The sequence below is a fragment of the Rhodobacter flavimaris genome (genome assembly GCF_021378075.1).
Classification (GTDB): domain Bacteria; phylum Pseudomonadota; class Alphaproteobacteria; order Rhodobacterales; family Rhodobacteraceae; genus Rhodobacter; species Rhodobacter flavimaris.
The window spans coordinates 1-25,414 of sequence record NZ_JAJUOS010000007.1 but is presented as its reverse complement, the minus strand read 5'-3'; the positions used below and the strand labels follow the sequence as shown (position 1 = coordinate 25,414).

The following is a 25,414-nucleotide window of genomic DNA, read 5'->3' as shown; positions in this document are numbered from 1 at the left end:
CATGAAACGAGCGATGATGACGATGGCTGTGGTGCTGGCCGCTGGCGTAGCGCAGGCCGATCCGGCGATGGTGGCCGAGACCGCCAAGGGCCAGACGCTGGTCGATGCGGCGGGCATGACGCTTTATACCTTCGACAAGGATTCCGATGGCAACTCGGCCTGCAATGGCGGTTGTGCCGCGAACTGGCCTCCGCTGATGGCAGAGGATGGCGCGATGGCCGAGGGCGCGTGGTCGGTGATCACCCGTGACGATGGCGCGAAACAGTGGGCCTATGATGGCAAACCGCTGTATACGTGGGTCAAGGATACCAAACCGGGCGATGTGACGGGCGACGGGTTCAACGGCGTCTGGCATGTCGCGCAGCCCTGACGAAAGGGGGCGGCGCCCGCGCGGCGTCGCCCGACCCCCATGCGACAGCCCCGCAAACGCCATCTGATCGAGGCGCAGATCCCCGCGCTGCGCCGCTTTGCCTATGCGCTGGCGCGCGATGGGGCGCTGGCCGATGACCTCGTGCAGGACTGTCTTGAACGCGCGCTGTCGCGCTGGCATTTGCTGCGCACCGGCCCCGAGTTGCGGGCCTGGCTGTTTCGCGTGCTGCGCAACCTGCATATCGACGCGCTGCGGGCGCGCGGGCGGCGCGGAGCGGTGACGCTCGACGAGGCGCCCGAACCCGCCCATCCGGGCGGTGCCGAGAGTGCGCTGGAACTGGCCGAGGTGCTGCGGGCGCTTTGGACCTTGCCGCTCGATCAGCGCGAGGCGATCCTGCTGATCGGCGTCGAGGATTTCAGCTACGAAGACGCCGCGCGGATTCTCGATGTACCGGTGGGCACGCTGATGTCGCGGCTGGCGCGGGGCAGGGCGGCCCTGCGCGCGGCGACCGGGCGGGAAACTGGCGGGCGGCCGAACTTGCGGAGAGTGAAATGACCAGAGATGCGGCCATGACCGAGGACGAGCTGCAACGCTATATCGACGGTCGCCTAGACCCCGCGCGGGCCGAGGCGGTGCGACGTGCGCTGGCCGACAACCCGGCGCTGGCGGCCGAGATTGAGGGCCAGATCGCCGATCGCGACGCCTTGCGCAACGCGCTGGCGAGGCGTGCTGCCGAGCCGGTGCCCGAGCGGCTGCGCCTACCTCCGCCCGCCACCGGGGGAATGGCCCGCATGGCCGCTGCCGCCGCGATCTTTGCCGTGGGGATCGGCCTTGGCTGGGGCCTTGGGCGCGACTGGGGGGCCGAGCATCCGCTGCCCTCGGGCATCCGCGTAGCACAGGATGAAACCGCTCTCGCGCAAGAGGCCCGCGTGGCCCATGCGGTCTATGCGGTCGAAGTGGTTCACCCGGTCGAGGTGCGCGCCGAAGAGCGCGAGCACCTGATGGCCTGGCTGTCAAAACGGCTCGGGCGCAAGCTTGCGGCCCCGGACCTTAGCGCGCATGGGTTTGAGTTGGTGGGTGGGCGGCTTTTGCCCGCAGGCGCCGGCCCCGCCGCGCAACTGATGTATGAAGATGCCTCGGGCCTGCGCGCAACGATCTACATCACCGCGATGCCGGGCGACGAAAGCGCCTTTCGCTACAGCCGCAGCGCCGAAGGGGTGTCGAGCCTTGCCTGGCTCGACGAGGGGTATGGCTGTGCGATCTCGGCCCCGCTTGACCGCGCGCAGCTTTGGCCACTGGCCGAGGCCACCTACGAGGCGCTGGCGCTTTAACGCCGGCGCAGCGCGTGGAAGAGGTGGGTGAAGGTCGCGGCCCCCACCACCGGAATGGCGAGGTTCACCAGCGGGATCGACAGCGGCACCGCCATCAGCGCGCCGGCCACCCAGATCGTGGTGCGGTTGCGCTCATAAAGCGCCTTCGCCTCGTCGCGGTGCATCCGGCGGAAGGCCGCCATCTGGAAATATTCACGCCCGAGCAGGTAGCCGTTCAGGCCGAAGAACAGGAACGGCGCCAGTGGGATCACGAAGGGGTAGATCATCAGCGCGACAAGGTTCGCCGCCACGATCACGCCGAAAAAGCGCAAGGTGTCGCCGAAGGTCTCGGCCAGCGTGAGTTTGCGCACGGCGGGCAGGTTGGGGTAATGCGCGTCCTCGACGATCTCGGCCACGTCTTCAAGGAAGAAGCCGGTGAAGATCGAGGCGACCGGCACCATCAGGAAGACCGACAGAACCAGCATCAGCCCGATTGAGGCGAAAGACAGCGCGTTGTCCACCCAGCCGATCTCGCCGATCCGGGGCAGGGTGATCGTGTCGGGCACGAAGAAGCCGATCAGCTGCACCAGCACCAGCCACAGCGCCACCAGAAGCGCCAGCGCAAGGCCGATACCCTTGAACAGTACCTTCATCGAGCCGGGCCGGAACAGATCCGCCCAACCCGTCAGAAAACTTTGAAAGATCATGCCTCTACCCAGGTAACAATCTGGTCCATATCGGGGCGGGGGCGCTCGGGGGGCGTCGCGCCTTCGGTGCCGATATGCACAAGGCCCGCAACCCATTCGCCCTCTTGCAGGCCATAGGCCCCGGCGGTGAAATCACGGTCATGCGCAACCCATCCGGTCAGCCAACCCGCGCCCCAGCCAGCGGCCAACGCTGCGCTGACCAGCCCGTAACACGCGGCACCCACCGAGAGCGTCTGCTCGATCTGCGGCACCTTGTCGGTCGGGCGGGGAACCGAGATCACCGCCACGCAAAGCGGGCTGTCGGCGAACTGGCTGACGCCCTTGGCGGCGGTGGCCTCGTCGATCCCCTTGGCCGTGGCATAGGCACCCGCGTCACGCGCCAGCCGCTCCAGCGCGGGGCGTTCGAGCACGACAAAGCGCCACGGCTCAAGCTTGCCATGATCGGGCACGCGGGCGGCGGCGGTCAGCAATTCGGTCAACTCCGCACGCCCCGGCGCGGGGGCCTTGAGCGTCTTCGGCGGCCGCGAGCGGCGCGTCAGCAGGAAGCGCAGCACCTCGTCATTGCGGGTGGCGGGGTTCACGGTGCCCGGGGCGATCTCCATCGCGTCTCTCCTTCTGTTGCCCCTCATATCGGGGCAGCCTGAGGGGAATGCAACGGCTCAAAGCTCGAATTCCGCCGCCAGTTCCGCAAGATAGCGCGAGGTCTCGTCGATCCAGCGCATCGTGGGCTGGCGCGCGCCGATCGTGTCGCCCAATGGGTCGAGAACGCGGATCGCGCTGCCCGACAGTTCCTCCAGCACGGCATGACCGCAGAAGGGCACATGAACCTCGGAATAGCCGCCCTCATGGGTCAGGATCAGCCGGTCGTTGCACAGTGACTCGGCCGCGTGCATGGCGCGCCGGGTCAGGCGGCGGAAGCTTTCGGCGCGCAAGAGCATCCGCCCCAGCGGGTCCATGGCCGAGGCGTCAAAGCCGCAGGCCACGATGATCGCCTCGGGGCGATGCTTGGCCAGCGCGGGCGCGACGATCCGGTCCCAGGCTTCAAGGTAACTTTCCTCGCCGGTGCCGGGGGGCAGGGGGATGTTGATATTGCTGCCCTCGGCCCCGCGCACCCGCGCCGAACCGGTATCGAGTGGATAGTTCCACTCCTGATGCAGCGAGATCGTCAGCACCTCGGGGTCGTCAAGAAACACCGCCTCGGTCCCGTTGCCGTGATGCACATCCCAATCGACGACGGCGAAACGGCGTGCAAGACCCGCAGCCTGCGCCGCCCGGATCGCCACGGCGATGTTGTTGATCAGGCAAAATCCGTTCGGCCAGTCGGGCAGACAATGATGACCCGGCGGACGCGACAGCGCATAGGCATTGCGCGCCCGCCCCTCGAGCACCGCGAAAGTCGCGGCCTTCGTCAGCCCCGCCGAAAGTGCGGCGAGCTCGTATCCGCCCGGCCCGAAAGGCGTGCGCAACCCCAACTCGCCGCCGCCCGCATCGGAGGCCGCCTTAAATGCATCGAGGTAAGAGGCCGGATGCACCCGCAACAGATCCTCGTGGCTGGCCTCGGCCCCCGATCCCGCGTCGATTTCGGCCATCAGCCCCGAGACGCGCAGCAGGTTCACCAGCCGCCGCTTGGTCTCGGGGTTCTCGGGCAGACCACCACCAGGCTGCACAAAGCCCCCGACCGGCAGGGTCAGCGCATAATTCCCGCCGCCATGCCAGAAACAGCGCTCGTCATGAAAGAAGGCGGTGCGCATGGCGGGGTCCTTTTCGTCGGGGCGCGGTCAGGTTATGCACGAAACCATGACCGACCTAAGCCACCTTGCCAAGCCCGGCGCCGAGATCGCGCTGCGCGTCACGCCCAAAGCCTCGCGCAACCAGATCGTCGCGGCTGAGGATGGGCTGCGCGCCTATGTCACCGTGGTGCCCGAGGACGGCAAGGCCAATGCCGAGGTCACGAAACTCCTCGCCAAGGCCCTCGGCGTCGCCAAATCGCGCCTGACGCTGATCCGCGGCCAAACCGCACGCGACAAGGTCTTCCGGCTCGACTGAACCGCCAGCCCTTCTTCTTGGCCGAAATACCTCGGGGGTGAGGCGCGGCGCGCCGAGGGGGCAGCGCCCCCTATTTCTTCTTTTCGACCTGGCGCAGCCGATAGACGCCTTCCGGCAGGTTCAGTGCCGCTGCCAGCTCGCGCAGTTGCGCATGCGAGAAAACGATGCGCTGGACTTGATCGGTCTGGTCGTCCACCTGCTCCAGCACCACGCAATCCTCGAAAGACTGGATGGTGATATCCTCTTGCAGATAGTCGCGCGGGTCATCGCCCTCGTCCACAAGGGTGATTACGGTCGCGTCGAATTCGTGTTCGATGGTAAACATGGGGCGATGCTAGCCCGCCCCGCCGACACGCGAAAGGGGAAACATTTTGGTGAACGCCGCCGCCAGCCATTGCTTCGCTGCCCTGCAGCGATAAAATTCGCGCGCTGATTTCCCGGAGGCTTCATGCAGACCCTCATCGCCCGCGCTTGCATCCTGCTTGCCCTGACCGCCCTGACGGCCTGCGTCCCGACAGAGCCCGCGCGCGCGCCCTTGCAGCACTACGCCGCAGACGACCTGCCCTCGCCCGAGCAGGCAGCGGATAATTTCATCTCGGTCGCCCGCAAGATGGAGCCGCAGATCGAGGCCGAATGCTATGCCCGCACCCGTGGCCGCAATTGCGACTATCAGATCGTGGTGGACGACAGCCCGACGACCGACCCGAACGCCTACCAGACGATCGACCGCGCGGGCCGCCCGGTGGTGGCCTTCAACCTCGCCCTGATCGCCAGCGCGCGGAATGTGGACGAACTGGCCTTCGTCATGGGTCACGAGGCCGCGCACCATATCGCCGGGCATCTGCAATCCAAGGAACAGAACGCCATGGCCGGCGCCATGATCTTTGGCGCACTGGCCGCTGCAACCGGGGCCGATAACGGCGTCGTCTCGCAGGTGCAGAATATCGGCGCGCAGGTCGGCAGCCGCACCTATTCGAAAGATTACGAGCTTCAGGCCGACCGGCTGGGCACGATCATCACCTGGAACGCGGGCTACGACCCCTTGCGCGGTGCGCAATTCTTTGAGCGCATCCCCGATCCGGGTAACGTCTTCCTCGGAACTCACCCCGCGAACGGCAAACGCATGGAAACCGTGCAGCGCACCGTCGCGGACCTGCGCGCCGGGCGCGTCTAGGGCGCTGTTTTCCGCGGCAGATGCCGGGCTTTTCAGCAATGCTCGGCGGTTTGCCGCCATTCATCGCGGGCGCATTGTCGCCTTTGATCTGAATCATGGCTCAACACCGTCGCCGAACTCATCCTCGCCACAGATGTGACAGGAGAATGCGAGATGTTCGGAGCCAGGACGTTGAACCGGCACGCTGCCTTGATGAACCGCATGGCCGAAGTGCTGGGCGTCGATCTGACTGAAGCCATGGCCAAGAGCGCCCTGTCGGGCACCGACTGGCGTGACGCGGTCGTGCGCTGTACCGGCTGCTCGGACCCGGAGGGATGCCTGCACTGGCTCGCGCAAAAGGATGCGCCCGAGGATCACGAAGGTGCGGCGACGGCCGAGGCGGCCCCGGACTTTTGCAACAATCGTCTTCTGATGGGGCGGTTGCGCGCGGAACTTCTGACACATTCGGAACAGGTCTGAGTTATCCACAGAGGGGACATTCCGATGGGAGTTCAGGGAAATATCGATCTGCATTTCTGGATCACGCGGGGCATGGCGCGCCGGATGGGGGTCAATCTGACCCAGTCCATGCATGACGGCTGTCTGACCCAGGCAGACTTCGCCGAGATGGTCGCGCGCTGCCGGGGATGCAGCGGGGCCGCGGGGTGTCTGGCCTTCCTGTCAGAGCCGGGCGCGCAGGGTGCCGCCCCCGACTGGTGCTACAACGCCACGGTGCTGCGCGAGCTTTCGGAATTGAACTAGGCGCCCGGTTCGGGGCCGGTTTGATTGGTGGCGGGCGGTGCAAGGCCCTTGCGCCGCCCGTCTTTTTTGCGAACCAAGCCATCCACGCATATGCGCCGGGCCAATCATGCCCAAATGGAATGATCGCTCCGCGCTATCCGCATGGCGCAGCGCGACGAGTTGCGCTCATATGAGGCAAGCCTCACGCTGCCGGACATATTGATGCGCAACGATCCTCGGTCTCACGGTCTTTGGGAAATCTCGGCCCCGGCGGCACCGCCGACGCCCGCGTTTGTGGGCACGGAAGAGGCCGAGGTGGCCATTATCGGTGCGGGTTACACGGGTCTTTCGGCGGCACTGCATCTGGCCGAGGCGGGCGTTTCGGTGCGCGTGCTGGAGGCCGTCGCGCCGGGCTTCGGGGGCGCGGGGCGCAATGTCGGGCTGGTGAATGCGGGCATGTGGGTCATGCCCGAGGCGCTGCTGGCAGGGCTTGGTCCCGAATACGGCCCGCGTCTTCTACGTTTTCTGGGCGATGCGCCGAGTGTGGTGTTCGAACTGATCGCGCGGCATGGCATCGCCTGCGAGGCCACGCATAACGGCACGCTGCATCTGGCGGTCGGGGCCGCAGGCCAGACCGAGATCGCCGAGCGGCATCGCCAGTGGTCCGCCCTTGGCGCGCCGGTCGAGCTGCTCTCGGCCGAGGCCACGCGGGCGCGCCTTGGCGGCGGGCGCTACCAAGGCGCGCTGCTTGATCGGCGGGCGGGCACGATCCAGCCCCTGGCCTATGCGCGGGGGCTGGCCCGTGCGGCGCTGGCGGCGGGGGCGCATATCCATGCCGATAGCCCCGTTCAGTCGGTCTCGCGCCTCGGGCAGGACTGGCTTGTCCAAACGCCGCAAGGGCGGCTGCGGGCGAAATGGCTGATCCCGGCCTCGGACGCCTATACCGCGCAGGTCTTCCCCCAGATCGCCTCGGAGCAGGTCATCCTGCCTTATTTCAACATGGCGACCGCGCCGCTGCCCGAGGTTCTGCGCGCCACGATCCTGCCGGGGTGCGAGGGCTGTTGGGACACGCGCGAGGTGCTGTCGTCGTTCCGCATGGATGCGGCGGGGCGGCTGGTCTTCGGCTCGGTCGGGCAGTTGGGCGCGCTGGAGCGCGATGCGCACCGGGATTGGGCCAGCCGCGCGCTTGGTCGATTATTCCCACAGCTCATGGGCGTTGGGTTCGAGAGCGAATGGTGGGGACGCATCGGCATGACCGCCGACAACCTGCCACGGCTGCATGTGTTGGGGCCGAACGCGCTGACGATCTGCGGCTATAACGGGCGGGGGATCGCGCCGGGCACGGTCTCGGGGCGGGCCATCGCGCGCCATATCATCGGGGATCTGCCGCTGGAGGCGATGCCCCTGCCGGTCAGCGCCCCGCAACCCGCCGGACTGCGCGGGGTGCGCACGGCGGGCTATCGCGCGGGCGCGGTGCTCGCGCATCTTGCGCAGGATCGGATCTAGGCGGTTCCGGGCTGCACGCCCCGCCGCCATCGACTAACATTTGAGACAGGCGGCGGGAGCACCGCCCGAAAATCTGGAAGGAGCCACCATGTCCCTGCAAGCCCAAGCGAAGCAATTGCTTGACGATCTGGGCGTCGATCCCGACCGCTACACGGGCGGCGCGATGTCCAGCTTCAGCCCCGTCACCGGTGAGCAGATCAGTGCGCTGACACCCGACAGCGTCGAAACCGTCGCCGACACCATCGCGCGGGCAAAAGCCGCGTTCCGGGTCTGGCGCACGATCCCCGCGCCCAAGCGTGGCGAGTTGGTGCGCCTGATGGGCGAGGAGTTGCGCGCCTCGAAAGAGGCACTTGGCCGGCTGGTCTCGATCGAGGCGGGCAAAAGCCCCTCCGAGGGGCTGGGCGAGGTGCAGGAGATGATCGACATCTGCGACTTCGCCGTGGGCCTCTCGCGCCAGCTTTACGGTCTGACCATCGCGACCGAGCGTCCGGGCCACCGGATGATGGAAACCTGGCATCCGCTGGGGGTGGTGGGGGTAATCTCGGCCTTCAACTTCCCGGTGGCGGTCTGGTCGTGGAACGCGGCGCTGGCCTTTGTCTGCGGCAATCCGGTGGTATGGAAGCCCTCGGAAAAGACCCCGCTGACCGCGCTGGCCTGCCAGGCGATTCTTGAGCGCGCGCTGGCGCGCTTTGGTGCGGCGCCCGTGGGGCTGAGCCAGGTGTTGATCGGCGGCGCGGATGTTGGCAATGCGCTGGTCGAAAGCCACGATGTCGCGCTGGTTTCGGCCACCGGCTCGACCCGGATGGGACGGATCGTCGGGCCGAAGGTTGCGGCGCGCTTCGGGCGCACGATCCTCGAACTGGGCGGGAACAACGCGGGGATCGTCTGCCCCTCGGCCGATCTCGACATGGCGCTGCGGGCGGTGGCCTTTGGCGCCATGGGCACGGCCGGGCAGCGCTGCACGACGATGCGCCGCCTCTTCGTGCACGACAGCGTCTATGACGCGCTCGTGCCGCGGCTGATCAAGGCCTACGAGAGCGTCTCGGTCGGCAACCCGTTGGAGACGCAGGCGCTGGTCGGGCCGCTGATCGACAAGCAGGCCTTTGACGCGATGCAGGCTTCGCTTGAGGCTGCACGCGCGGCGGGTGGCACGGTGCATGGCGGCGCGCGCGAGGCGGTGGCCTCGAACGCGGCCTATTACGTGCGCCCCGCACTGGTCGAGATGCCCGCGCAGACTGGTCCGGTACTGGAGGAAACCTTTGCGCCCATCCTCTACGTCATGCGCTACAGCGATTTCGACGCGGTGATCGAGGATCACAACGCGGTCGGCGCGGGGCTTTCGTCGTCGATCTTCACGCTTGATATGCGCGAGATGGAGACCTTCCTGTCGGCACGCGGCTCTGACTGTGGGATCGCCAACGTCAATATCGGCACCTCGGGCGCCGAGATCGGCGGCGCATTCGGCGGCGAGAAAGAGACCGGCGGCGGGCGCGAGAGCGGCTCGGACGCGTGGAAGGGCTACATGCGCCGGGCGACGAATACGATCAACTTCTCGCGCGAGCTGCCGCTGGCGCAGGGCGTCGTGTTCGATATCGACTGATCTACCAGCGCAGCAGTCGGGCGCCGAGCGCGCCCGACACCAGCGTCACGGCGGTGATGATCAGCCCATACCAGATGACGAAGAACATCGGGTTGTCCTGAACGCAGAACAGCGAATAGCCGGTCGCCGCCCCCGAGGCGGCGGCAAGCCCCGCCATCAGCCCCGACAGGCGCGGTGCGGTGCTGGCGCCCTGACGCGCAACGCGCAGGGCGGCCCATGCGGGCACAAGCGACAGCACCAGAATACCGCCCATGCATTCGGCGACGTAAAAGACGGTGGCTTCGGCGAACCAGGCATCGGGCGGGGCGGTGAAGAGGCTGCGCAGCACCAGCGCCGCGGCGATGGCCAGCGGCAGGGCCAGCCAGCCAAGGCCCGGACGGGTGATCTCGGGGCGGGAAAGGCGCAGGAGGGCCGTCAGCGCGGCCACGCAGATCAGCGCGGGCAGCAGCGTCTTGAGCGCAACGACCGGCTGCGCCAGATAACCGCCAAGCCCGTCGCGCACGCCAAGCGCCGTCAGAAACAGCACGGCGGGCAGGGCGATAGCGGCCAGAACCGACCCCGCCATCCGCGCGGTGTTCAGCGGCTGCGGTGCCGGAGCACCCGCCAGTTCAGCAATCAGATCATCGGTCTTCACGACAGGTTCCTCCTTCTGAAACCTTCGAGTTTCTTCAGCGCGCGGTGCAGCCTGACCCGCAGCGCGCCCTCGGACATGCCCATCCCCTTTGCGACCTGCGCCGGGGCCTCTTCGCGCAGCTTCAAGGCGCGCACGATCTCGGCCGAACGCGCGTCGAGCACGCTTAGCAGGTGCTCGATCTCTTGCGCGGCCTCCATCTCTTCGATGGCGGCACCGGCCCCTTCATCCGCCAGACGCTCCGCGACATCCTCGATCGGCGTGGCCGCGACACCCCGGCGGCGGAAAGCATCGGCGACCTTGTAGCGCGTGATCGCGAAAAGCCACGGGCGGATCGGCTGATCCTCGCGCCAGGTGTGGCGCTTGGCGTGGATCGCCATGAGCACCTCCTGCACGATATCCTCGTGCTGATCGGGCGGCAGCGTGCGCCCCCGCGCCCGCACCACGCCGCGCAGCACGGGCGAGATCGCATGCAGCAGACGCGCATATGCCTGCGCGTCACCGCGATTGGCCGCCCGCATCATTCCGGACCAAAGCTCTTCGGTGTCTGACATCGTGCCGGTCCATTCGTTCACAGCGACCCGATTGTTACACGCCCGCGTGACGTCGGGGCAAAAAACTTTGACGATCACGAAATGATCACCAGTGCGTGAGGCCTGTAACCCCGGGGCCAGGCGGCGCGAATGGACATCCCGAGGACGCAAGAGCGCCTCTGCACAACAGATGAGGAACCTTCAATGTCGATCATTTCCAAGACCCTCCCGCTCACCGCCTCGCTGGCCACCGCGCTGACGCTGGTTGCCGCGCAGGCCGCCCATGCCGAGGGCGAGATGGAAAAGTGCTATGGCGTTTCCATGGCCGGCAAGAACGATTGCGCCGCCGGCCCCGGCACCACCTGCGCCGGCACCGCGACCAAGGACTACCAAGGCAACGCCTGGAAATACGTCCCCGCCGGCACCTGCGCGACGATCAAGACGCCGCACGGGATGGGCTCGCTCGAACCGATCAAGATGTGATCTGGCGGGGCGCGGTCTTGCCGCGCCCCTTTCCCCTTGAGGAGAGAGACGATGACCCAGCTTCCCGCCCGCCCCGGCCTTGGCTTCAAGCCCGAGCATTTCTCGCAGATCAAGTGCGACCCCGATCTGGGGTTCTTCGAAATCCATGCCGAGAATTACATGGGCGCCGGTGGGGCGCCGCATGTGATGCTGGCCGCGCTGCGCGCCGATTTTGCGATCTCGCTGCACGGGGTGGGGCTGTCGATTGGCGGTCCGGGACGCTTGGACGCGGCGCATCTGACGCGGCTACGCGCGCTGATCGATCGTTACCAACCCGAGAGTTTTTCCGAGCATCTGGCCTGGTCGAGCCATGGCGAGGCCTATCTCAACGACCTGCTGCCCTTGCCCTATACCGACGAGACCCTGCGTATTGTTTGCGATCATGTTGATGAGGTGCAAGAGGCCCTCGGGCGCCGGATGCTTCTGGAAAACCCCTCGACCTATGTTCTCTTTGAGACCTCGACCATCCCCGAGACTGAATTCCTGCGCGCCGTCGCGCAGCGCACCGGCTGCGGGCTATTGCTCGATGTGAACAACGTCTTCGTTTCGGCCACGAACCACCGCACCGATGCGCGCGCCTATCTGGCCGATTTCCCCTTCGATCGGGTGGGCGAGATCCATCTGGGCGGTCACGCGGTCGAGGAGTTGCCCTCGGGGCCCTTGCTGATTGACAGCCATGGCGCGCCGGTGGCTGATCCGGTCTGGACGCTGTTCGACGAGGTCATCGCCCGCACCGGACCGCTGCCCAGCCTGATCGAGTGGGACAACGATGTGCCCGATTACCCGGTCCTATTGGGCGAGGCCCGCCGCGCGGCCCATATCCTGCGCGCCCATGCACCCCAGGCGGAGCGGACCCATGTCTGCGCATGAGGCCTTCGCGCAGTCGTTTCGCCGCGGCATCTTCGACGGCGCGCTGCCGCAAGGCGTGACCGCGCGCGACCCGGCCGAGGCCGGGCAGCGTTTCGCCGTCTATCGCAACAACGTGCTGCACTCGCTAGGCCGTGCGCTGGCCGCCCGCTTTCCGGTGATCGAGCGCCTCGTGGGTGCCGATTTCTTCAACGCCATGGCGCGGGTCTATGCCGAGGCCGATCCGCCGAGCTCACCCATGTTGTTTGCCTGGGGGGGCGGGTTCGCCGAATTTCTGGAGAGTTTTCCGCCGGTTGCTGCGCTGCCCTATCTGCCCGATGTCGCGCGGCTCGAATATGCGCGCGGGCAGGCCTATCACGCCGCCGACCTGCCTGCGCTAGCCCCGGCCGATCTGGGCGCGCTGGCCGCGCGTGCCGATGCGATCCGGCTGGTGCTGCACCCGTCGGTCACCCTGATCGCCTCGAGCCACGCGATCCGCGCGATCTGGGCCGCGAACCAGCCCGGCGCCGCCCCGCAAGAGATCGAGGACCGCCCCGAGACGGCGCTTGTCCTGCGCGATCGCAAGCTTGACGTGCCGGTCTGGTCACTTGGCCCAGGCGAGGCGGCCTTTGTGCGGGAATTGCTGGGGCAAGCGCCCCTGATCCGCGCGGCCGAGGCCGCAGCAACGGCCGAGCCCGGCTTTGATGTCGGGCCAATCCTGTTCCGCCTCTTCGCGGCGGGCGCAATCATCGGATGGGAGGACTGCACATGCTGAACCTGTTGAACCGCGCCGACACGCTTCTGGCACGGCTGCCCTGGGATATTGCCGGGCTTGCGCTGCGCCTGTTCCCTGCCTGGACCTTCTGGGCCTCGGGGCAGACCAAGATCGAGGGTTTCTCGATCAAGGACAGCACCTTCTTCCTGTTCGAGCACGAATACGCCCTGCCGCTGATCCCCTCGAAGCTTGCCGCAGTAATGGCAACCAGCGCCGAGCTGACGCTGCCGATCCTTCTGGTCTTGGGGCTAGGCACACGTCTGGCGGCGCTGGCGCTGCTTGGGATGACGACGGTGATCCAGGTCTTCGTTTATCCTGACGCCTGGCCTGTGCATGGCATCTGGGCCGCCTGTTTCCTTGGCCTCATCTCGGGCGGTCCGGGGCGGCTGTCGCTGGACGCGCTCTTGCTGCGCGGCCGCGCCGAGACCGAGATGGCGCGCCACGTCTAGGCGCCACACCTGGAAGAGCGGGGCGGCCCGAGGTGGGTTTCCCTTGTTTATTGCGTGATGTCAGGTGGTTGGCGGCCATACGCAGACCAAATCTGCCGGGGCGATGCATCGCTAATTCTGTGTGGGAGAGCGTGGCAGTGCAGGGAGGCCTGGGCGAACTGGTCTCGGCATGGTTTTCCCTGTTTTTCAGCGAAAAAACAGGGAAAACGCTGCAGTTGTGGGCCTTGAGGGTGATCTCGGTGCGGATTGGCGAAGATTTTTCAATGCCTTGTCCGATGTTTCCCTAGGCAAAGGAACAGGGAAACAATTTGGCGGAACAGGGAAGGTGTTCGAGGGTTCAGGGAAACCGTTGAGCCATTCAGGCAGTGCACCCATGGCGTCAGGCTAATCGGGTTTGAACATAACTTTTGATAGCCCAGCTTCGGCTCGCTCAAGGAATCTGCTGTGGGCGACACACAGTTCCGAGATCAGGCGGAGAACGATTATTCGCGGCAATGCCTATCAGGCTCAGCTATGCGGAAGAAGCGGGCCCCCGTATTCTTGTAGTTGACTAGCAATGGAACGCATTTCCTGTTTTCAATCCGGGTGAAGCGGATCCTTGAAATCGAAGCGTCCGCTTCATCCACGCGCAGGTTTGGCAAGAACACATCTAACACATCTGGAGGGCGGCCTTCCTTCAAAAGGATGGCGCTAGGAATTTCGAGCGCAGTTTGCCTTGCGTATTCTTGATCGAACTCAAAGTCGATCAGCTCAAGGCCGATATGGCCATGGTGACAGGGTTGATGTCGTCCTGCCCGCACTGCTGGATGCCTATGCGGATTGATCTGCATCGCTTCCAGGTTAATGACAGGGATAGCGGAAAGCCAGAAACGAGAGGCTCGGACTGTTCCCAAGGAGAATTGCGGACTATCTAGGAACCAAGGAATAACCGCAGCGCCCGAACAGGCGCTGCGGTTATTTGTAACCTCGCTTACGACCTATTCGATCGCTGGCTTGGTGAACACTGGCCCTGACAGCCAGGCCGGATTACCTCTGCCGAACACCACAAGTGCTGCCACGACGCCCCAGCCGACAAGCAGTCCCCCGAGCCATACGATGGAGCCGGAAGGGGCGATGACGGCCGCAAGGCCCGCAGCGCCGATGACCGCACGTGTCGGAATGGCGAGGGGACGGACGCACCAACCGCCAAATGCGATCGCCCAGAGCGCCGTCGAAATCAGGAGGCCGAAGGCACTGAAGGCCACGCCCATGAACGTCCCTTCTCCCAAGATCCCGACGTCGAAGACGAAACCAAAGGGAATAAAGAAGGCGACGAGGCTCAGTCCGAAGGCCGAAAGGCTGGTCTTCATCGTAGATGCCTGTCCGACGGCTGCTGCTGCGAACGATGCAAGCGCTACGGGGGGCGTCACCATCGACAGGACGCAGTAGTAGAAGATGAAGAAATGCGCGGCGAGCGGAGGGATGCCCAAGTCCTGAATCGCCGGGACGAAGAGCACGGCGCCAATGATATAGGCCGCAACAGTCGGCAGGCCCATTCCCATGACGATGCAGCCGAGCATGGCCAATGCGAGCGAGGCATAGATGGATCCCTCTGACAGTGCCATAAGCGATCCGGCAAACTTCAGCGCGAGGTTCGATTGGACCGCAACTGCGATCACTAGGCCGATCGCGGCAATGGGAACAGCGACTTCGGCAGCTTGCTTCGGCGCCTCCAGAAATGCTTCGCGCACTTCTTTCCAGCCAATCCAGGTGTTGCGGCGCAGAAACGGCACTACAAGGCAGGACACAGAGGCAATGACCGCCGAATAGGGTGCGGAATAACCCGAAACCAGGAGAGCAATAAGTACCAGCGGGGGCAGGATTAGATGCAGCCGCGGAATGATGGTCTCGGTTTCGGCAACCTCTTCGGCGGTCATGGCGCGTACGCCATCACGGCGCGCGGCAAGGTCGACGACGAGGATCAGCGCCAGATAGAACGCCACCGCGGGGATAAGCGCTGCGAGCGCGACCTCGACATAGGGGATCCCGAGGAGTTCCGCCATGATGAAGGCAGCCACGCCCATCACTGGCGGCATGATCTGACCGCCGGTTGATGCGATGGCCTCGATCCCGGCGGCACGGTGCCCGGGGATGCCGGTGCGCTTCATGAGGGGGATCGTGAAAACACCGGTCGAGACAACGTTTGCTACGGCACTTCCCGAGATGGAGCCCATCAGGCTCGACCCGATGATGGCTGCTTTGGCGGTTCCGCCGGTCGCGCGTCCCGCAGCACGGATTGCGAGGTCGATGAAGAATTGGCCACCGCCCACCGCCGCGTAAAAGGCGCCAAACAGGATGAAGTAGAAGATGAATCCGACCGAGGTCGAGGTGGTGATGCCGAGGACGCCCGCAGTGGTCATCGTCGTAATCTCGGTCGCAGCCTCAATGCCGAAGCCGCGGAATGACAGCCAGCCAGGCAAATAGTTGCCCCAGAACGCGTATGCGATGAAGGCAAGCAAGACCCAAACCAAGATCCAGCCGACGGCCCGGCGGGCCCCCTCCAGAAGAAGAGCAACGAGTGCAAACCCGGCCGCGATGTCGATCGGGAAGACCGGCGAGACGTTCTCCATGCGTGTCGTTAGCCGCTCGAAGCCCTGAAGATAGTAGGCGCCGACAAGAAGTGTTGCCAAGATGAGCACGGCATCGATCCCGCGCTTAAGCCAGACGGGAAGCGCAGGCGTCTCAAGAGGTTTGTACAGGAACAGCAGGATCAACGCTGCACAGAGGTGGATCGGGCGCTCAAGCAGCGGCTGCTGCGGGTAGAAAAGCAACCATATCTGAAACAGGGTCAGTCCGATGCCGATGGCAAAGGCAAGTGCCCTGGTGGACAGAAGGGGGGTGTCGGTGCGCATGACCTGCTCCTCTCAGGTTGGCGGCGAAGGAATACGAGCCAGCGCCGAAACGCTGGCTCTTGCCCGATCAGTTGATCAGGCCGATTTCGCGGTAGTACCGCTCGGCGCCCGGATGCAGCGGGACACCAGTGTTCTCAGGCAGGAAGGCGGTCTTGGGGTCGAACGCCTTCCAAGCGGCATGCGCTTCGCCCAATTCAGCCGCGTTCTCGATCAGGGTCTTGGTGATGAGGTACGCCGTGTCGTCGCTGAGCGAGGCGTTGGCGATCAGCACCGTGCCGAGGTTGGCGCCGGTGTTCTCAGCTTTTTGGTCATCAAACCAAGGGCCGTACTTGCCGGGTGTCAGGCCGTTGGCTGCGAGAAGATCAAGACCCTCTTGCGGGATGTCCAGGAACACGGTGTCGGCGGTCAGGTTGACCTCGGTAATGGTCGGGTGGCCTTTGATCATCGTGTCGACGTAGATGTCGGCGTTGCCGTTGCGGATCGAGTCCGCGATCTGGGACTCGGCAACCTGGATCACGTCGCCACCAGATGCCTTGAGAGCCTCAAAGCTAGAGCCATCAGCTTGCAGGATCAGTTCGGCAGCAGGGACCGAGCTGGAGCCGGTCGGCTTCAGCAGCAGGCGGAAGCCCTTGCCGGATTTGATGATCTCGGCCAGATCAGTTGTGCCTGCGGCGTCGATGAAGCTCTGGGTTGCCATCACGCCGATGTAGACATTGTTCAGTCCACCGACGAGCGACCGGATGTCAGGAGCTGACGCGCCCTCGTAAACCGGGTTGCCCTCGTAGGCCCACTTAGCCGTGGCGACGTTCGAGAGAGCAATCTCTGCCTTGCCCTGTTGAACGACCATCGGGTTCGCGACACCGCCACCTCGGGCAATGACCTCGACCGAATTGGCACCCAGAATCGGTTCGACCATCTGTTCGAGTGTCGCCGCAAAGATATACCAGGAAGTGCCTTCACGCATTGCGCCAATGCGGACCTCTTGGGCAGAAGCTGTCCCGGCGGAGAAGACGATCAAGCCTGTCATGAGGGCGGCGGCGCTTGCGCGTCCGAGAAAGTTGCGGATCATTTTGGTTTCCTCCCGTTGAATGTAGATTGCCCCCGCGACACGCGCGGGGGCAAGCCGATCACTCGGCAGCCATCAGGTTCTCTACGCGACCGATGCCGGCGGCCTCGAAGGCTGCCTCGATTTCACGCTCAGCCGCAGCGCCCAGGTCCTTGAGAGGCTCGCGGATCGTTGCGTGATCCAGCACGCCGCGGTGGCGCAGGCCAATCTTGAGTGCCACGGTGCCCTCCATGTGCGAACCGCGGTGGTAAACGGCGCGCGTGACCGGCAGGAGGCGTTCGAAGATCTGGCGCGCAGCGGTATAGTCCTGCGCCTTGCCGGCCTTGATCAGCGCGATCAGAAGTTCGGGCGCGATGTTGCCATAACCGACCAGCAAGCCGTCGACGTCGAACATCGTCGGGAGCAGCCACTCATCATGGCAGGACAGAACCTGAAGATCAGGCTGCGCGTTCTTCAGCGCCGGGATCTCGACATACCACCGCTTCATGTCGCGCACACCATTCTTGGTGGCGACGACGCCTTCCTGGGCGGCGATTGCGAGCTGGGTGTCCAGATCATAATTCGCCTTTGTTGCGGCCGGGTATTGGAACAGAATTTCCTGCAGGCCGGAGGCTTCCCAGATCGCCTTGTAGCGATCCTGCGGTGCGCCTTTTTGGAAGCCGAAACGCAGCCAGCCGTGGTTCGGATATACAAGCGCGCCGGTCGCGCCGGCATCCTTGCACTTCTTTGCCTCTTCTGCGGCGACCTTGGTGCCCTCACCGGTGATGCCGGCGATGATCGGAATGTCGACGGCATCCGCATAGGCGCGGATCAGGTCGAGCCGCTCGCCTTCGGTCAGGAAGGTGCCTTCGCCGGCATGGCCGAGGATGACGAGCGATTTCACGTCATCGAACGACGCGAGCCATTTCGCGATGCGCACGTTGGCGTCGAAATCGACATCGCCGTTTTTCTTGAACGCGGTGACGGGGGCAGGGCTGAGGCCGCGCAGGTCCATGGGGGTCATTCTGGTTCTCCTCCGATAAATGGGAACGATTGTGGGAACGTTCCCAAAATTGCATTGCCCAAACCTTCTGTCAAGTGCTATTCTCGGCTGGCACAGAGAGGGCATCACGATCATGACCGATAGCAACCAGCACAACGTGACCGGCTCCAAGGTGACGATTCACGATGTTGCCCGTGCGGCGGGTGTTTCAAAATCAACTGTTTCCCGCATGTTGGACGAACGCCTCCCGCGCTCCGACAGCGAAAAAGCACGACATGTTCGCAAGATCGCAGAGCAGCTCGGGTACGTGCGCGACATCTCTGCGGCCAGCCTGAGGCGCGGCGAGACGGGTATGATCGGGGTAATTGTTCCGCGCCTAACTGACACCGTGATGGCGATGCTTTACGAATCGCTGGCTCGGGCCGCGATGCGGCTCGGAAAGTTCACGATCGTTGCCTCGACCGAAGACGAACCCGGCGCGGTCCGACATGCGGCGGAAGCGTTGCTGCGCCGTGGTGTGGATGGTCTCATCCTTTCGACCGCACGCGACGAAGACATCTATACCAAAGAACTGCGTGCCCGCGGTGTCCCCTATGTCCTCACCTTGAGGACGGACGGGGTAAGCCTCTCGGCGGTCGGTGACGATCAACTCGGCGGATATCTTGCCACGCGGCACTTGATCGACCTTGGACACAGGCGGATCGCCCTGATCGCGGGACCGTCCTACGCCTCGAGTGCAACCGGTCGGCGGGCTGGCTACCTTCAGGCGATGCGTGAAGCCGATCTGGAATCCGATCCAGACCTGATTGTCGGCTCGAGTTTCAGCATTGAAGCCGGCGTTGAAGCTGCGCGTCAACTCCTCGAACTCCCCAGGCGACCGACCGCAATCTTCGCCGTAAATGATAATACGGCAATCGGTGCCCTGTCAGGTCTTGCCAGTATAGGGTTGTCGGTCCCCGATGATATGTCTCTGGTGGGCTACAACGATGTGCCGATCGTTAGCCATTTGCCCACGCCGCTGACATCTGTGCGAGTCCCGTTTGATCAGATCGCGCATGAGGCACTGTCTCTCCTATCAGAGGACATGGAAGAGATCGGCCAGCCAATCCGACGCGTGGCTCCGACACTGATACCGCGCAAGTCAACGAGGCGGTGGCATGATGCGCATGGCAATGCAGTCGCGTCGCGTCCCTAAACCACGCATTACGTCCAAGCTTGCGTAGAGTGCCGGTGGCGCGCCTCTTTTTGCGCATATCGGGGTGGGCGTAGATGATCCAGATGGAGAACGTTCGACGGTGGGGCCATTCCTCCCGCAACTGATCTCGGCAGAACTATCCTCCGTTACCTGCGAGGGCGGAATTTCTTCATTATTTAAGCGGTTGTGACTGGCACTCATTATCAAATGGATCGTTTGCGGTAAGCTTCCGAACGGCTCTGAGGAGTTGCTTCTGCTGGTTCACGTCGGGCACTAAGGACGGAGAGCGGCCTGACGGCGGTGCGGCTTGGCGCTCGCTGAAATCTTGGCAAAGCGGCCGTTCATGCGAGTTGCTGCGTATCCCCTACGTTGCGCCCTGTAATGGGGGATGCGGACGAGGGACATCCATCCGGGCCGCCTGGCCACAAAGCAATGAAGCTATTGCCCCGCTACCAGCCACGGAAGCCTTGCCTCTGATCGCAGCTGGAGCGCGATGTCGGTCGCGGGCGGAATGACTTGTATGGTATCTTCCTCACTCCGTTTTCGAGAATGCGAGACAGCCCCGAGGGAAGTCGAGCCGCATTAATAGGTGCGGGAAGTTGGTCTTTCTCGGTGAGGAGGACAGGATGGTGGGAAGTGCGGGCCCCTAGGTCTCTGCCTGGACGAGGCGGCCCTTCTCGGCGTTTAGCAACTGCTCGACATGCGCCATCACTTCGGCGGGCGGGAGGCCCGGCGGGATCGTCGGGAAATAGGACACGACGATCGTGCCGCCTCTCTTTGGGCCCTGGCCCCAGAAGCACCCGGCATTATGAACCACCGGAACCACCGGCAGATCGAGCTTGCGATAGAGCGCGATCAGTCCGGGCTGGAACTTGCGTTGCTCATGCACGCCGATGTGGGTGCCTTCGGGGAAGATCAGGATCGAGCGGCCGCGCGCCACCTCGTGTCGCGCCTCGGAGATCATCGCTGCCATCGCCCGGCCGCCGCCGCTGCGGTCGATCAGGATCATCGGCGCATGGCTCAAGAACCAGCCGAAGATCGGGATCTTGCGCAGCTCTTGTTTGGCGATGATGCAGACATCGGGCACCAGCTGGTTGAACGCCAGCGTTTCCCAAGTGGACTGGTGATTGCAGACATAGATGCAGGGGGCGCCGAGATGCTTGTTTTCGACGCCGTCCTCGCGCAGACGCAGCCCGAGGATGCGGCGCGACAGGCCGAGCACGCCGCGGGTCCAGAAGCGGATAGCGGCGCGGGTCAGGCTTGGGCGTTGCAGCAGGGCAAGGGTCGGGATGAAGGGACTCTGCCGTAAGGTCCAGAGCCCGAAAAACACGTCGAAAAGTCTTGATCGGACGATCAGCATCCTTGGCCTCGTGCTCCGTGTCATAAGCCTGCCGTCGGGTTCGGCCTGACCGATATCAGGCGGCGAGGGGTAGGTCCGGGCGGCCTTGCAGCACAAAGCCGGCGCTGCGGGCCGCATTCAGGAAGGCGTGGCGCGCCTCGCCGACCGAGCCCAGGCAGTCCATTGCAGCCTCGAGACGGCCAAGCGCATGCTGGCGCGCCGCGTCAGCGACGGGCCATTTCCTGCGCAGCCAGTATTGCGCCTGTTCGATCGTGCTGAACTTCTGAACGTCGCCTTCCGGCGAGATGACGAGCGACATGGGTTCACCCCAGTAGATTTCGATCAAAGTATTGGTCTTTCTTGAAAAACGAGAGGCACGCGACACAGCCGGTGCTCCTCTCACGAAAGGCGCTCCGCCGGTGCGGCCGATTGCGCCAGATTGATTTGTTCGGCATCGGCTCAGACCGCGCAATGCGCACGCCATGAAGCCTGCCAGTGTGGTCAAGCGCTACGTCGCGCGTCGCAAGCTGGCCTGTGCCCGGTGGCAAGTTCGGATTGCCTGCATGCCGCGGCATGGACGAGCCCATCCCTTCTGTCGACCGCCACGGCGGTTCGGACCTTTTGTCTGGTCTGGTCAACCTGTTTCACGCGACCTGTTTCGGTCATCGAGCGTTCCTTTCCGAAGTGCCGCCCGCAGGATGCAGGGGCTTGGCAAAGCTTAAGATCGTAGCTGAGCCGGAAGGAACAGGGTCCGAGAAGAAGAGATGCACGACCGAGATAAGGGCTCGCTACTCGAATTGCGAGAAAATAAAGCGTTCCTGCCGCGCGGTTCCGGCAACCCCTTCCTGTCAAAGGAGATTATTTTGAAAATCCAGTCGCATGGAACGTGCGGAAGGGCCATTTGCGCCGTCGCGCGCCAGCTTTGCGGAACGAGGGCTCGCAATCGAGCGGGGTTTGCCCATATCATTAGGAACTGCAGTGTTCATCCCTGGGGCGGAAGCCGACCTCCGCGGGCGCCGAGGCGCCGATCTGAGAGCTGGGCTGTTCACCCGGCCCATCCGATCCCGCGGACCTGCAGGCCGAAGGCCTGATCGCGACGGCGCCCTCCGTCCGTGCGACGCGTCATCAGACCCTGAGTGGACGTGTTGCCAGAAAAGGAAGCAGCAAGATGACATCGCCAGAAACTGAAGACCGCGCGCCCGCAGAGGCTGCGCGTCCCACGACCGTAACCTCGCAGAAGCCCGAATCCCCGCAGCCGCCGGTGCGCGCGTCGATCTTCGACACCTCCTACGCGCCCGAGGGCGCCGAGTTGACCAAGGCCTGGTCCCGTTTCGATCGCAAGAAGCAATGAGGCACGCGGCGACCGACCCGGCCTGTGCCCCTTTCGTCTTCCCCATCTGCGAGATCCGTGATGAGCGCCTCTGATATCCGGATCAAGCTCGGATGCCGGTTCACCCTGAGCCTGCCACAACCGACGCCGATGATTGCGCTCCTGAATGTGCATTTCTCGCGCGTGGGCGATATGGAATTTCCCGACCATGTGCGAACCTGGCCGCCCGTGCCGCTGAGCGCCTATCGCGACGGGTTCGGCAACTGGTGCACCCGCATGATGGCGCCGGCAGGGGATTTCAGCATCGGCACCGAGGGGGTGATCGGCGACAGTGGCTTGCCGGACCCGCGGCCGCCAGAAGGCGGACAGAGCCCGGTCGAGACCCTGCCCGACGAGACGCTCGCTTTCCTCTTGGGCAGCCGCTATTGCGAGACAGATGTGCTCTCCGATACAGCTTGGCGCCTGTTCGAGCACACCCCGCCCGGGCATGCCCGGGTGCAGGCGATCTGCGATTTCGTGCATCGTCATATCCGGTTCGACTACATGGCGGCGCGCGCGACACGCAGTGCCGCGCAGGCCTATGCCGAGGCGCAGGGCGTATGCCGCGACTATGCGCATCTGGCGATCGCGTTCTGTCGCTGCATGAATATTCCTGCGCGCTACTGCACGGGATATCTGGGCGACATCGGCATGCCACCACCCTACCCGCCGGGCGATTTCGCAGCGTGGATGGAAGTCTGGCTCGATGGCCGCTGGTGGGTTTTCGACCCGCGCAACAACACCCCCCGCATCGGCCGCGTGCTGGTCGCCCGGGGGCGCGATGCTGCCGATGTGCCGCTGATCCATTCCTTCGGTGCGAATGTGCTGACGGGCTTCGAGGTCTGGACCGATCAGATCGACTGAACCGTGCAAAAGGTTCGGGCGAGGGCCGGCCATCGGTGCGAAAATCCGGTGGCGGGCCTTTTCCTTTGCTAAAGGCCGATAAACCGTATAGGGAGGATGAGCTACGTTGTTCCCAACTGCATCTGTCTCCTTCGTCGGCTTCAGTCTGCCTTTTTGAATTGACTGGGCCAGACCGCCGCATCATGCGGGCGGTATTCATTTGAGGAGATCTCACGATGGCCAATGGCACCGTGAAATGGTTCAACACCACCAAAGGCTTCGGCTTCATCGAACCGAAAAACGGCGGGCGGGACATTTTTGTCCATATCTCGGCCCTCGAGCGCGCGGGTATCGCGCAGCTCAATGACGGCCAGCCGGTCACCTACGAAGTCGAATCCGGCCGCGACGGCCGTGAATCCGCTTGCGATCTGAAAGTCGCCTGATCGGATCGATCCGGGATCCGGCCGCAATGGCCGGATCACTCGATCAAGGAGGCGTCATGCCCCGCAAGGACAAGACCAGCGGTTTCTTCCGCGATATTGCTCAGGCGCCGTCCACGGCGCAGGAGCGCACCGATGCCGCCGTCAAGCTGATCCGCGAGACCGAGGCCGAGACCCGCGCAGATCTGACTGCGCGGCTGCGCGCGGCCCGCATCGCGCGCAAGGGGGCTGGACCGGCATCCGCCGCGCCACCAGCAAAGGCGAATGCGCGCGACTGAGCTGCGCGCTTCGCCATCAGACGATATTCCCGGGGGTTCTCTCCGGGATGTTACGGAGGGCCAAATATGCCTGCCGACAAGATGCCTTCGGGCAAGACCCACGGGGCGCACAAGGCACCACATCGGGACGAAGATCCGGGCCTCGGCTGGGACGAATTCTTCCAGAGCCTCGTGACCGAGATATCCCCGGACCGGCGGCGTGCGTTGCCGCAGGGGATTCAGGAGTAGCGGCTTTCACCGCCTCGGCGGTGGGTATTCCCTGTGCGGCGACTGAGCGCGATAGGGCTCTACGTGGAGCCGATCTGTGTTCGTCGATCCACGCACCGGGAGGTGGAGCGGCAGGGGGAATTCCTTGCCGTTTCGCTTTTCACAGGTCCCCCGGGCCAGGGCGAGCCGAGCAATCTGCGCACTCTGTAATGCGTGACAAATGTTTGCTTTACCGCAGAGGCGACAGGGGCCGCGCTACGTCTGGAATGTTGCGTTCGCATAGCCCCCAGCGCTTGCCGCATTGCCCATGAACGTCGGCTTCGGGCCGAGCGCGTTCATCAGGTCGTCGGTTTCGCAAGGTGTCGGTTAAGCGCTTCGCGAAGCTTGGGCCTGCTAATGGATGCCGCCCTATGGCGGCGCCCGCTCCTCGGTTGCAACCGGACTCCTATTCCAACTTCTTGGCATAGGCACGCATGTCGATCATTGGCACAGTTGCGACCGCTTGCAGCCTCGACATCAGTTCCAACAGGAAGCGCGTGACGGGCTTGGTTTCCTCCGCCAATCGGTAACCGCCATCCTCATGGAGCCAGAGATTTCCGCTTTCGGCGACGCAGCCGACATCGAGACGATCATCGTCCTGCCCCGCTTCAAGATGGAGCCTCATGGTATCACCGAAGACAGGGTGCCATTTGCAACTGAGCGTTAGAATTCCGCCGAGTACCGGCGTTAGATCCTTCGCCTTTTTTGTTCCGTCGATCGTCGGGACGGGAAGCGAGGTGCGGTGTAGCTTGCGTACAGAGGCGATCTTCTTCTGGGCATAACTGATATGGTTTGCGTTCATTTCTTGCTTTGATTCGAACACCGCATAGACGCTCTCGGCTGGCACGATATGTTTGTCCTTGAACGTGAAAACGAGCGGCGTGTACTGGCGGTCGTGTATGACCACATCCATCTGCTCGCTGAAGGTGCCTGTACTATCAACGACGGTTGCCTTGAGGGCGTGATACCGGCAGGGAAGATACTTGTTGAAGAGCTCGATCCAGATTTCTTCGGTCGCATCTCCAAGATCGGTAGGATGCCCAAGAGTTTTCCGCGCGCGCTGCAGGTCGGCAGTCACGGAAGCATTCAGCTCGTCGAGAAGGATGGGAAGAGACCAGTTCATACGACAATCTGGCTCCAGTTGGTGGCCTGCCGTGCGATGGAAGCTGCATTGGCCAAGGCCTGCTTCTCCGTTGCGGTCAAGTCGTCGGAGATTCTGTTGTTGGTGTTTGCAGGGTCTATAAAAACGGTTGTTTTGATGTTGTCGCGGATATAGGCGAATGTCGCCCATACATTCTTCGACAGATCACCAACCTTGCGTCCGCGGCAGGCCTCGATGGTGACGAGTTCCAAATAGAAAGACGGGAATGTAAGCCGCTTCTGTTCCCGCCACGCCTTCACGATCATGATTTCTTCGGCCCGTCCGGAATTCCGAACAGTATTGATGTGGTGTCCGTCGTCAGAACATTTGGCGCAACTCGTGGCGTAGATTAGCGGAGAGCGGGCCTCGTCTGTGGGATGATGTTATGCGGCGAGCTTGTGGTGCTGCAAGCGCCGATATTCGAGGGTCTGTCGT

General features: G+C 64.0%; 33 protein-coding genes. 19 read left to right on the top strand and 14 right to left on the bottom strand.

What is annotated here, in order from left to right; all coding sequences use genetic code 11:
• Nucleotide 1: 1 nt before the first annotated feature.
• The 3 genes from LZA78_RS10200 to LZA78_RS10190 are packed head-to-tail and all read left to right on the top strand — an operon-like array spanning nucleotide 2 to nucleotide 1,701.
• Nucleotides 2-370 carry a COG4315 family predicted lipoprotein gene (locus LZA78_RS10200; protein ID WP_233676831.1) on the top strand — a complete coding sequence of 123 codons (369 nt, stop codon included), beginning with the start codon at nucleotides 2-4 and terminating at the stop codon, nucleotides 368-370.
• 39 nt (nucleotides 371-409) lie between these two features.
• Nucleotides 410-925 (top strand): sigma-70 family RNA polymerase sigma factor, encoded by a 516-nt coding sequence (locus LZA78_RS10195; protein ID WP_233676830.1) that lies wholly within the window; start codon nucleotides 410-412, stop codon nucleotides 923-925.
• Nucleotides 922-1,701: an anti-sigma factor family protein gene (locus LZA78_RS10190; RefSeq protein WP_233676829.1), complete on the top strand. Its 780-nt coding sequence runs from the start codon at nucleotides 922-924 to the stop codon at nucleotides 1,699-1,701. The genes LZA78_RS10195 and LZA78_RS10190 overlap by 4 nt, the downstream gene beginning before the upstream one ends.
• On the opposite strand, the gene LZA78_RS10185 is transcribed toward LZA78_RS10190, so the two are convergent.
• From LZA78_RS10185 to LZA78_RS10175, 3 genes are read right to left on the bottom strand one after another with little or no spacing between them, the layout of a single operon-like run.
• Entirely contained in the window at nucleotides 1,698-2,387 is a 690-nt protein-coding gene (locus tag LZA78_RS10185) for an EI24 domain-containing protein (RefSeq protein WP_233676828.1), read from the bottom strand. The genes LZA78_RS10190 and LZA78_RS10185 overlap by 4 nt on opposite strands.
• The gene (locus LZA78_RS10180) at nucleotides 2,384-2,989 is read right to left on the bottom strand and encodes a nitroreductase family protein (protein ID WP_233676827.1); all 606 of its coding nucleotides are present in this window, start codon (nucleotides 2,987-2,989) and stop codon (nucleotides 2,384-2,386) included. The genes LZA78_RS10185 and LZA78_RS10180 overlap by 4 nt, the downstream gene beginning before the upstream one ends.
• Before the next feature lie 57 nt (nucleotides 2,990-3,046).
• A complete protein-coding gene (locus LZA78_RS10175) occupies nucleotides 3,047-4,138 on the bottom strand; it encodes a class II histone deacetylase (protein ID WP_233676826.1) in 1,092 nt (363 codons plus the stop codon).
• A gap of 46 nt (nucleotides 4,139-4,184) precedes the next feature.
• Between LZA78_RS10175 and LZA78_RS10170 the strand changes: the two genes are divergently transcribed.
• The gene (locus LZA78_RS10170; RefSeq protein ID WP_218628988.1) at nucleotides 4,185-4,433 is read left to right on the top strand and encodes a DUF167 domain-containing protein; all 249 of its coding nucleotides are present in this window, start codon (nucleotides 4,185-4,187) and stop codon (nucleotides 4,431-4,433) included.
• 70 nt (nucleotides 4,434-4,503) lie between these two features.
• Here LZA78_RS10170 and LZA78_RS10165 read toward each other — a convergent pair whose 3' ends face one another.
• Entirely contained in the window at nucleotides 4,504-4,758 is a 255-nt protein-coding gene (locus LZA78_RS10165) for a DUF8831 family protein (protein ID WP_233676825.1), read from the bottom strand.
• Between the two features lie 123 nt (nucleotides 4,759-4,881).
• Here LZA78_RS10165 and LZA78_RS10160 point away from each other — a divergent pair, with 123 nt between their 5' ends.
• The 5 genes from LZA78_RS10160 to amaB all read left to right on the top strand — a co-directional run bounded on the left by LZA78_RS10160 (nucleotide 4,882) and on the right by amaB (nucleotide 9,433).
• Complete coding sequence (locus LZA78_RS10160) at nucleotides 4,882-5,607, top strand: M48 family metalloprotease (RefSeq protein ID WP_233676824.1); 726 nt, start codon at nucleotides 4,882-4,884, stop codon at nucleotides 5,605-5,607.
• Between the two features lie 153 nt (nucleotides 5,608-5,760).
• A complete protein-coding gene (locus LZA78_RS10155) occupies nucleotides 5,761-6,066 on the top strand; it encodes a DUF6455 family protein (RefSeq protein ID WP_233676823.1) in 306 nt (101 codons plus the stop codon).
• 24 nt (nucleotides 6,067-6,090) lie between these two features.
• Nucleotides 6,091-6,348, top strand: coding sequence for a DUF6455 family protein (locus LZA78_RS10150; protein WP_233676822.1), 258 nt, complete (start codon nucleotides 6,091-6,093; stop codon nucleotides 6,346-6,348).
• Nucleotides 6,349-6,489: 141 nt separating this feature from the next.
• A complete protein-coding gene (locus tag LZA78_RS10145) occupies nucleotides 6,490-7,833 on the top strand; it encodes an NAD(P)/FAD-dependent oxidoreductase (protein ID WP_233676821.1) in 1,344 nt (447 codons plus the stop codon).
• An 88-nt stretch (nucleotides 7,834-7,921) separates the two neighbouring features.
• Nucleotides 7,922-9,433: an L-piperidine-6-carboxylate dehydrogenase gene (gene amaB, locus LZA78_RS10140; protein ID WP_233676820.1), complete on the top strand. Its 1,512-nt coding sequence runs from the start codon at nucleotides 7,922-7,924 to the stop codon at nucleotides 9,431-9,433.
• 1 nt (nucleotide 9,434) lies between these two features.
• Here the strand turns inward: amaB and LZA78_RS10135 are convergent, their stop codons facing one another.
• Nucleotides 9,435-10,067, bottom strand: coding sequence for an NrsF family protein (locus LZA78_RS10135; RefSeq protein ID WP_233676819.1), 633 nt, complete (start codon nucleotides 10,065-10,067; stop codon nucleotides 9,435-9,437).
• On the bottom strand, nucleotides 10,064-10,696 hold the full coding sequence (locus LZA78_RS10130) for a sigma-70 family RNA polymerase sigma factor (RefSeq protein ID WP_233676818.1): 633 nt from the start codon (nucleotides 10,694-10,696) through the stop codon (nucleotides 10,064-10,066). Before LZA78_RS10130 ends, LZA78_RS10135 begins: the two co-directional genes overlap by 4 nt.
• Before the next feature lie 105 nt (nucleotides 10,697-10,801).
• On the opposite strand from LZA78_RS10130, the gene LZA78_RS10125 reads away from it, so the two are divergent.
• From LZA78_RS10125 to LZA78_RS10110, 4 genes are read left to right on the top strand one after another with little or no spacing between them, the layout of a single operon-like run.
• Entirely contained in the window at nucleotides 10,802-11,080 is a 279-nt protein-coding gene (locus LZA78_RS10125; RefSeq protein WP_233676817.1) for a BufA1 family periplasmic bufferin-type metallophore, read from the top strand.
• A 51-nt stretch (nucleotides 11,081-11,131) separates the two neighbouring features.
• Nucleotides 11,132-11,989, top strand: a complete 858-nt coding sequence (gene bufB / locus LZA78_RS10120) for an MNIO family bufferin maturase (protein WP_233676816.1) — start codon at nucleotides 11,132-11,134, stop codon at nucleotides 11,987-11,989.
• On the top strand, nucleotides 11,976-12,740 hold the full coding sequence (locus LZA78_RS10115) for an HvfC/BufC N-terminal domain-containing protein (RefSeq protein ID WP_233676815.1): 765 nt from the start codon (nucleotides 11,976-11,978) through the stop codon (nucleotides 12,738-12,740). Before bufB ends, LZA78_RS10115 begins: the two co-directional genes overlap by 14 nt.
• Entirely contained in the window at nucleotides 12,734-13,189 is a 456-nt protein-coding gene (locus LZA78_RS10110; RefSeq protein ID WP_233676814.1) for a DoxX family protein, read from the top strand. Before LZA78_RS10115 ends, LZA78_RS10110 begins: the two co-directional genes overlap by 7 nt.
• Nucleotides 13,190-13,671: 482 nt before the next feature.
• Here the strand turns inward: LZA78_RS10110 and LZA78_RS10105 are convergent, their stop codons facing one another.
• The 4 genes from LZA78_RS10105 to LZA78_RS10090 all read right to left on the bottom strand — a co-directional run bounded on the left by LZA78_RS10105 (nucleotide 13,672) and on the right by LZA78_RS10090 (nucleotide 18,149).
• Nucleotides 13,672-14,019 carry a hypothetical protein gene (locus LZA78_RS10105; RefSeq protein ID WP_233676813.1) on the bottom strand — a complete coding sequence of 116 codons (348 nt, stop codon included), beginning with the start codon at nucleotides 14,017-14,019 and terminating at the stop codon, nucleotides 13,672-13,674.
• A gap of 147 nt (nucleotides 14,020-14,166) precedes the next feature.
• Complete coding sequence (locus tag LZA78_RS10100; protein ID WP_233676812.1) at nucleotides 14,167-16,080, bottom strand: TRAP transporter permease; 1,914 nt, start codon at nucleotides 16,078-16,080, stop codon at nucleotides 14,167-14,169.
• Between the two features lie 67 nt (nucleotides 16,081-16,147).
• Nucleotides 16,148-17,149: a TAXI family TRAP transporter solute-binding subunit gene (locus LZA78_RS10095; protein WP_233676811.1), complete on the bottom strand. Its 1,002-nt coding sequence runs from the start codon at nucleotides 17,147-17,149 to the stop codon at nucleotides 16,148-16,150.
• Between the two features lie 58 nt (nucleotides 17,150-17,207).
• Complete coding sequence (locus LZA78_RS10090) at nucleotides 17,208-18,149, bottom strand: dihydrodipicolinate synthase family protein (RefSeq protein ID WP_233676810.1); 942 nt, start codon at nucleotides 18,147-18,149, stop codon at nucleotides 17,208-17,210.
• A gap of 112 nt (nucleotides 18,150-18,261) precedes the next feature.
• Between LZA78_RS10090 and LZA78_RS10085 the strand changes: the two genes are divergently transcribed.
• Nucleotides 18,262-19,323 (top strand): LacI family DNA-binding transcriptional regulator, encoded by a 1,062-nt coding sequence (locus LZA78_RS10085; RefSeq protein WP_233676809.1) that lies wholly within the window; start codon nucleotides 18,262-18,264, stop codon nucleotides 19,321-19,323.
• Nucleotides 19,324-19,969: 646 nt separating this feature from the next.
• Here LZA78_RS10085 and LZA78_RS10080 read toward each other — a convergent pair.
• Nucleotides 19,970-20,683 (bottom strand): lysophospholipid acyltransferase family protein, encoded by a 714-nt coding sequence (locus tag LZA78_RS10080; protein WP_233676808.1) that lies wholly within the window; start codon nucleotides 20,681-20,683, stop codon nucleotides 19,970-19,972.
• Between the two features lie 55 nt (nucleotides 20,684-20,738).
• Entirely contained in the window at nucleotides 20,739-21,008 is a 270-nt protein-coding gene (locus LZA78_RS10075; RefSeq protein ID WP_306798974.1) for a DUF982 domain-containing protein, read from the bottom strand.
• Between the two features lie 822 nt (nucleotides 21,009-21,830).
• On the opposite strand from LZA78_RS10075, the gene LZA78_RS10070 reads away from it, so the two are divergent.
• From LZA78_RS10070 to LZA78_RS10050, 5 genes are all read left to right on the top strand, one after another.
• Nucleotides 21,831-22,013 (top strand): hypothetical protein, encoded by a 183-nt coding sequence (locus LZA78_RS10070; protein WP_233676807.1) that lies wholly within the window; start codon nucleotides 21,831-21,833, stop codon nucleotides 22,011-22,013.
• Between the two features lie 75 nt (nucleotides 22,014-22,088).
• The gene (locus tag LZA78_RS10065) at nucleotides 22,089-22,895 is read left to right on the top strand and encodes a transglutaminase-like domain-containing protein (protein ID WP_438811073.1); all 807 of its coding nucleotides are present in this window, start codon (nucleotides 22,089-22,091) and stop codon (nucleotides 22,893-22,895) included.
• A 215-nt stretch (nucleotides 22,896-23,110) separates the two neighbouring features.
• Nucleotides 23,111-23,317: a cold-shock protein gene (locus LZA78_RS10060; RefSeq protein ID WP_096431786.1), complete on the top strand. Its 207-nt coding sequence runs from the start codon at nucleotides 23,111-23,113 to the stop codon at nucleotides 23,315-23,317.
• A gap of 56 nt (nucleotides 23,318-23,373) precedes the next feature.
• Entirely contained in the window at nucleotides 23,374-23,592 is a 219-nt protein-coding gene (locus tag LZA78_RS10055; protein WP_233676806.1) for a hypothetical protein, read from the top strand.
• A gap of 66 nt (nucleotides 23,593-23,658) precedes the next feature.
• Nucleotides 23,659-23,820 (top strand): hypothetical protein, encoded by a 162-nt coding sequence (locus LZA78_RS10050; protein ID WP_233676805.1) that lies wholly within the window; start codon nucleotides 23,659-23,661, stop codon nucleotides 23,818-23,820.
• 424 nt (nucleotides 23,821-24,244) lie between these two features.
• Here the strand turns inward: LZA78_RS10050 and LZA78_RS10045 are convergent, their stop codons facing one another.
• Both LZA78_RS10045 and LZA78_RS10040 read right to left on the bottom strand, forming a co-directional pair.
• On the bottom strand, nucleotides 24,245-24,961 hold the full coding sequence (locus LZA78_RS10045; protein ID WP_233676804.1) for a DUF6602 domain-containing protein: 717 nt from the start codon (nucleotides 24,959-24,961) through the stop codon (nucleotides 24,245-24,247).
• On the bottom strand, nucleotides 24,958-25,245 hold the full coding sequence (locus LZA78_RS10040; RefSeq protein WP_233676803.1) for a hypothetical protein: 288 nt from the start codon (nucleotides 25,243-25,245) through the stop codon (nucleotides 24,958-24,960). The genes LZA78_RS10045 and LZA78_RS10040 overlap by 4 nt, the downstream gene beginning before the upstream one ends.
• Nucleotides 25,246-25,414 lie beyond the last annotated feature (169 nt).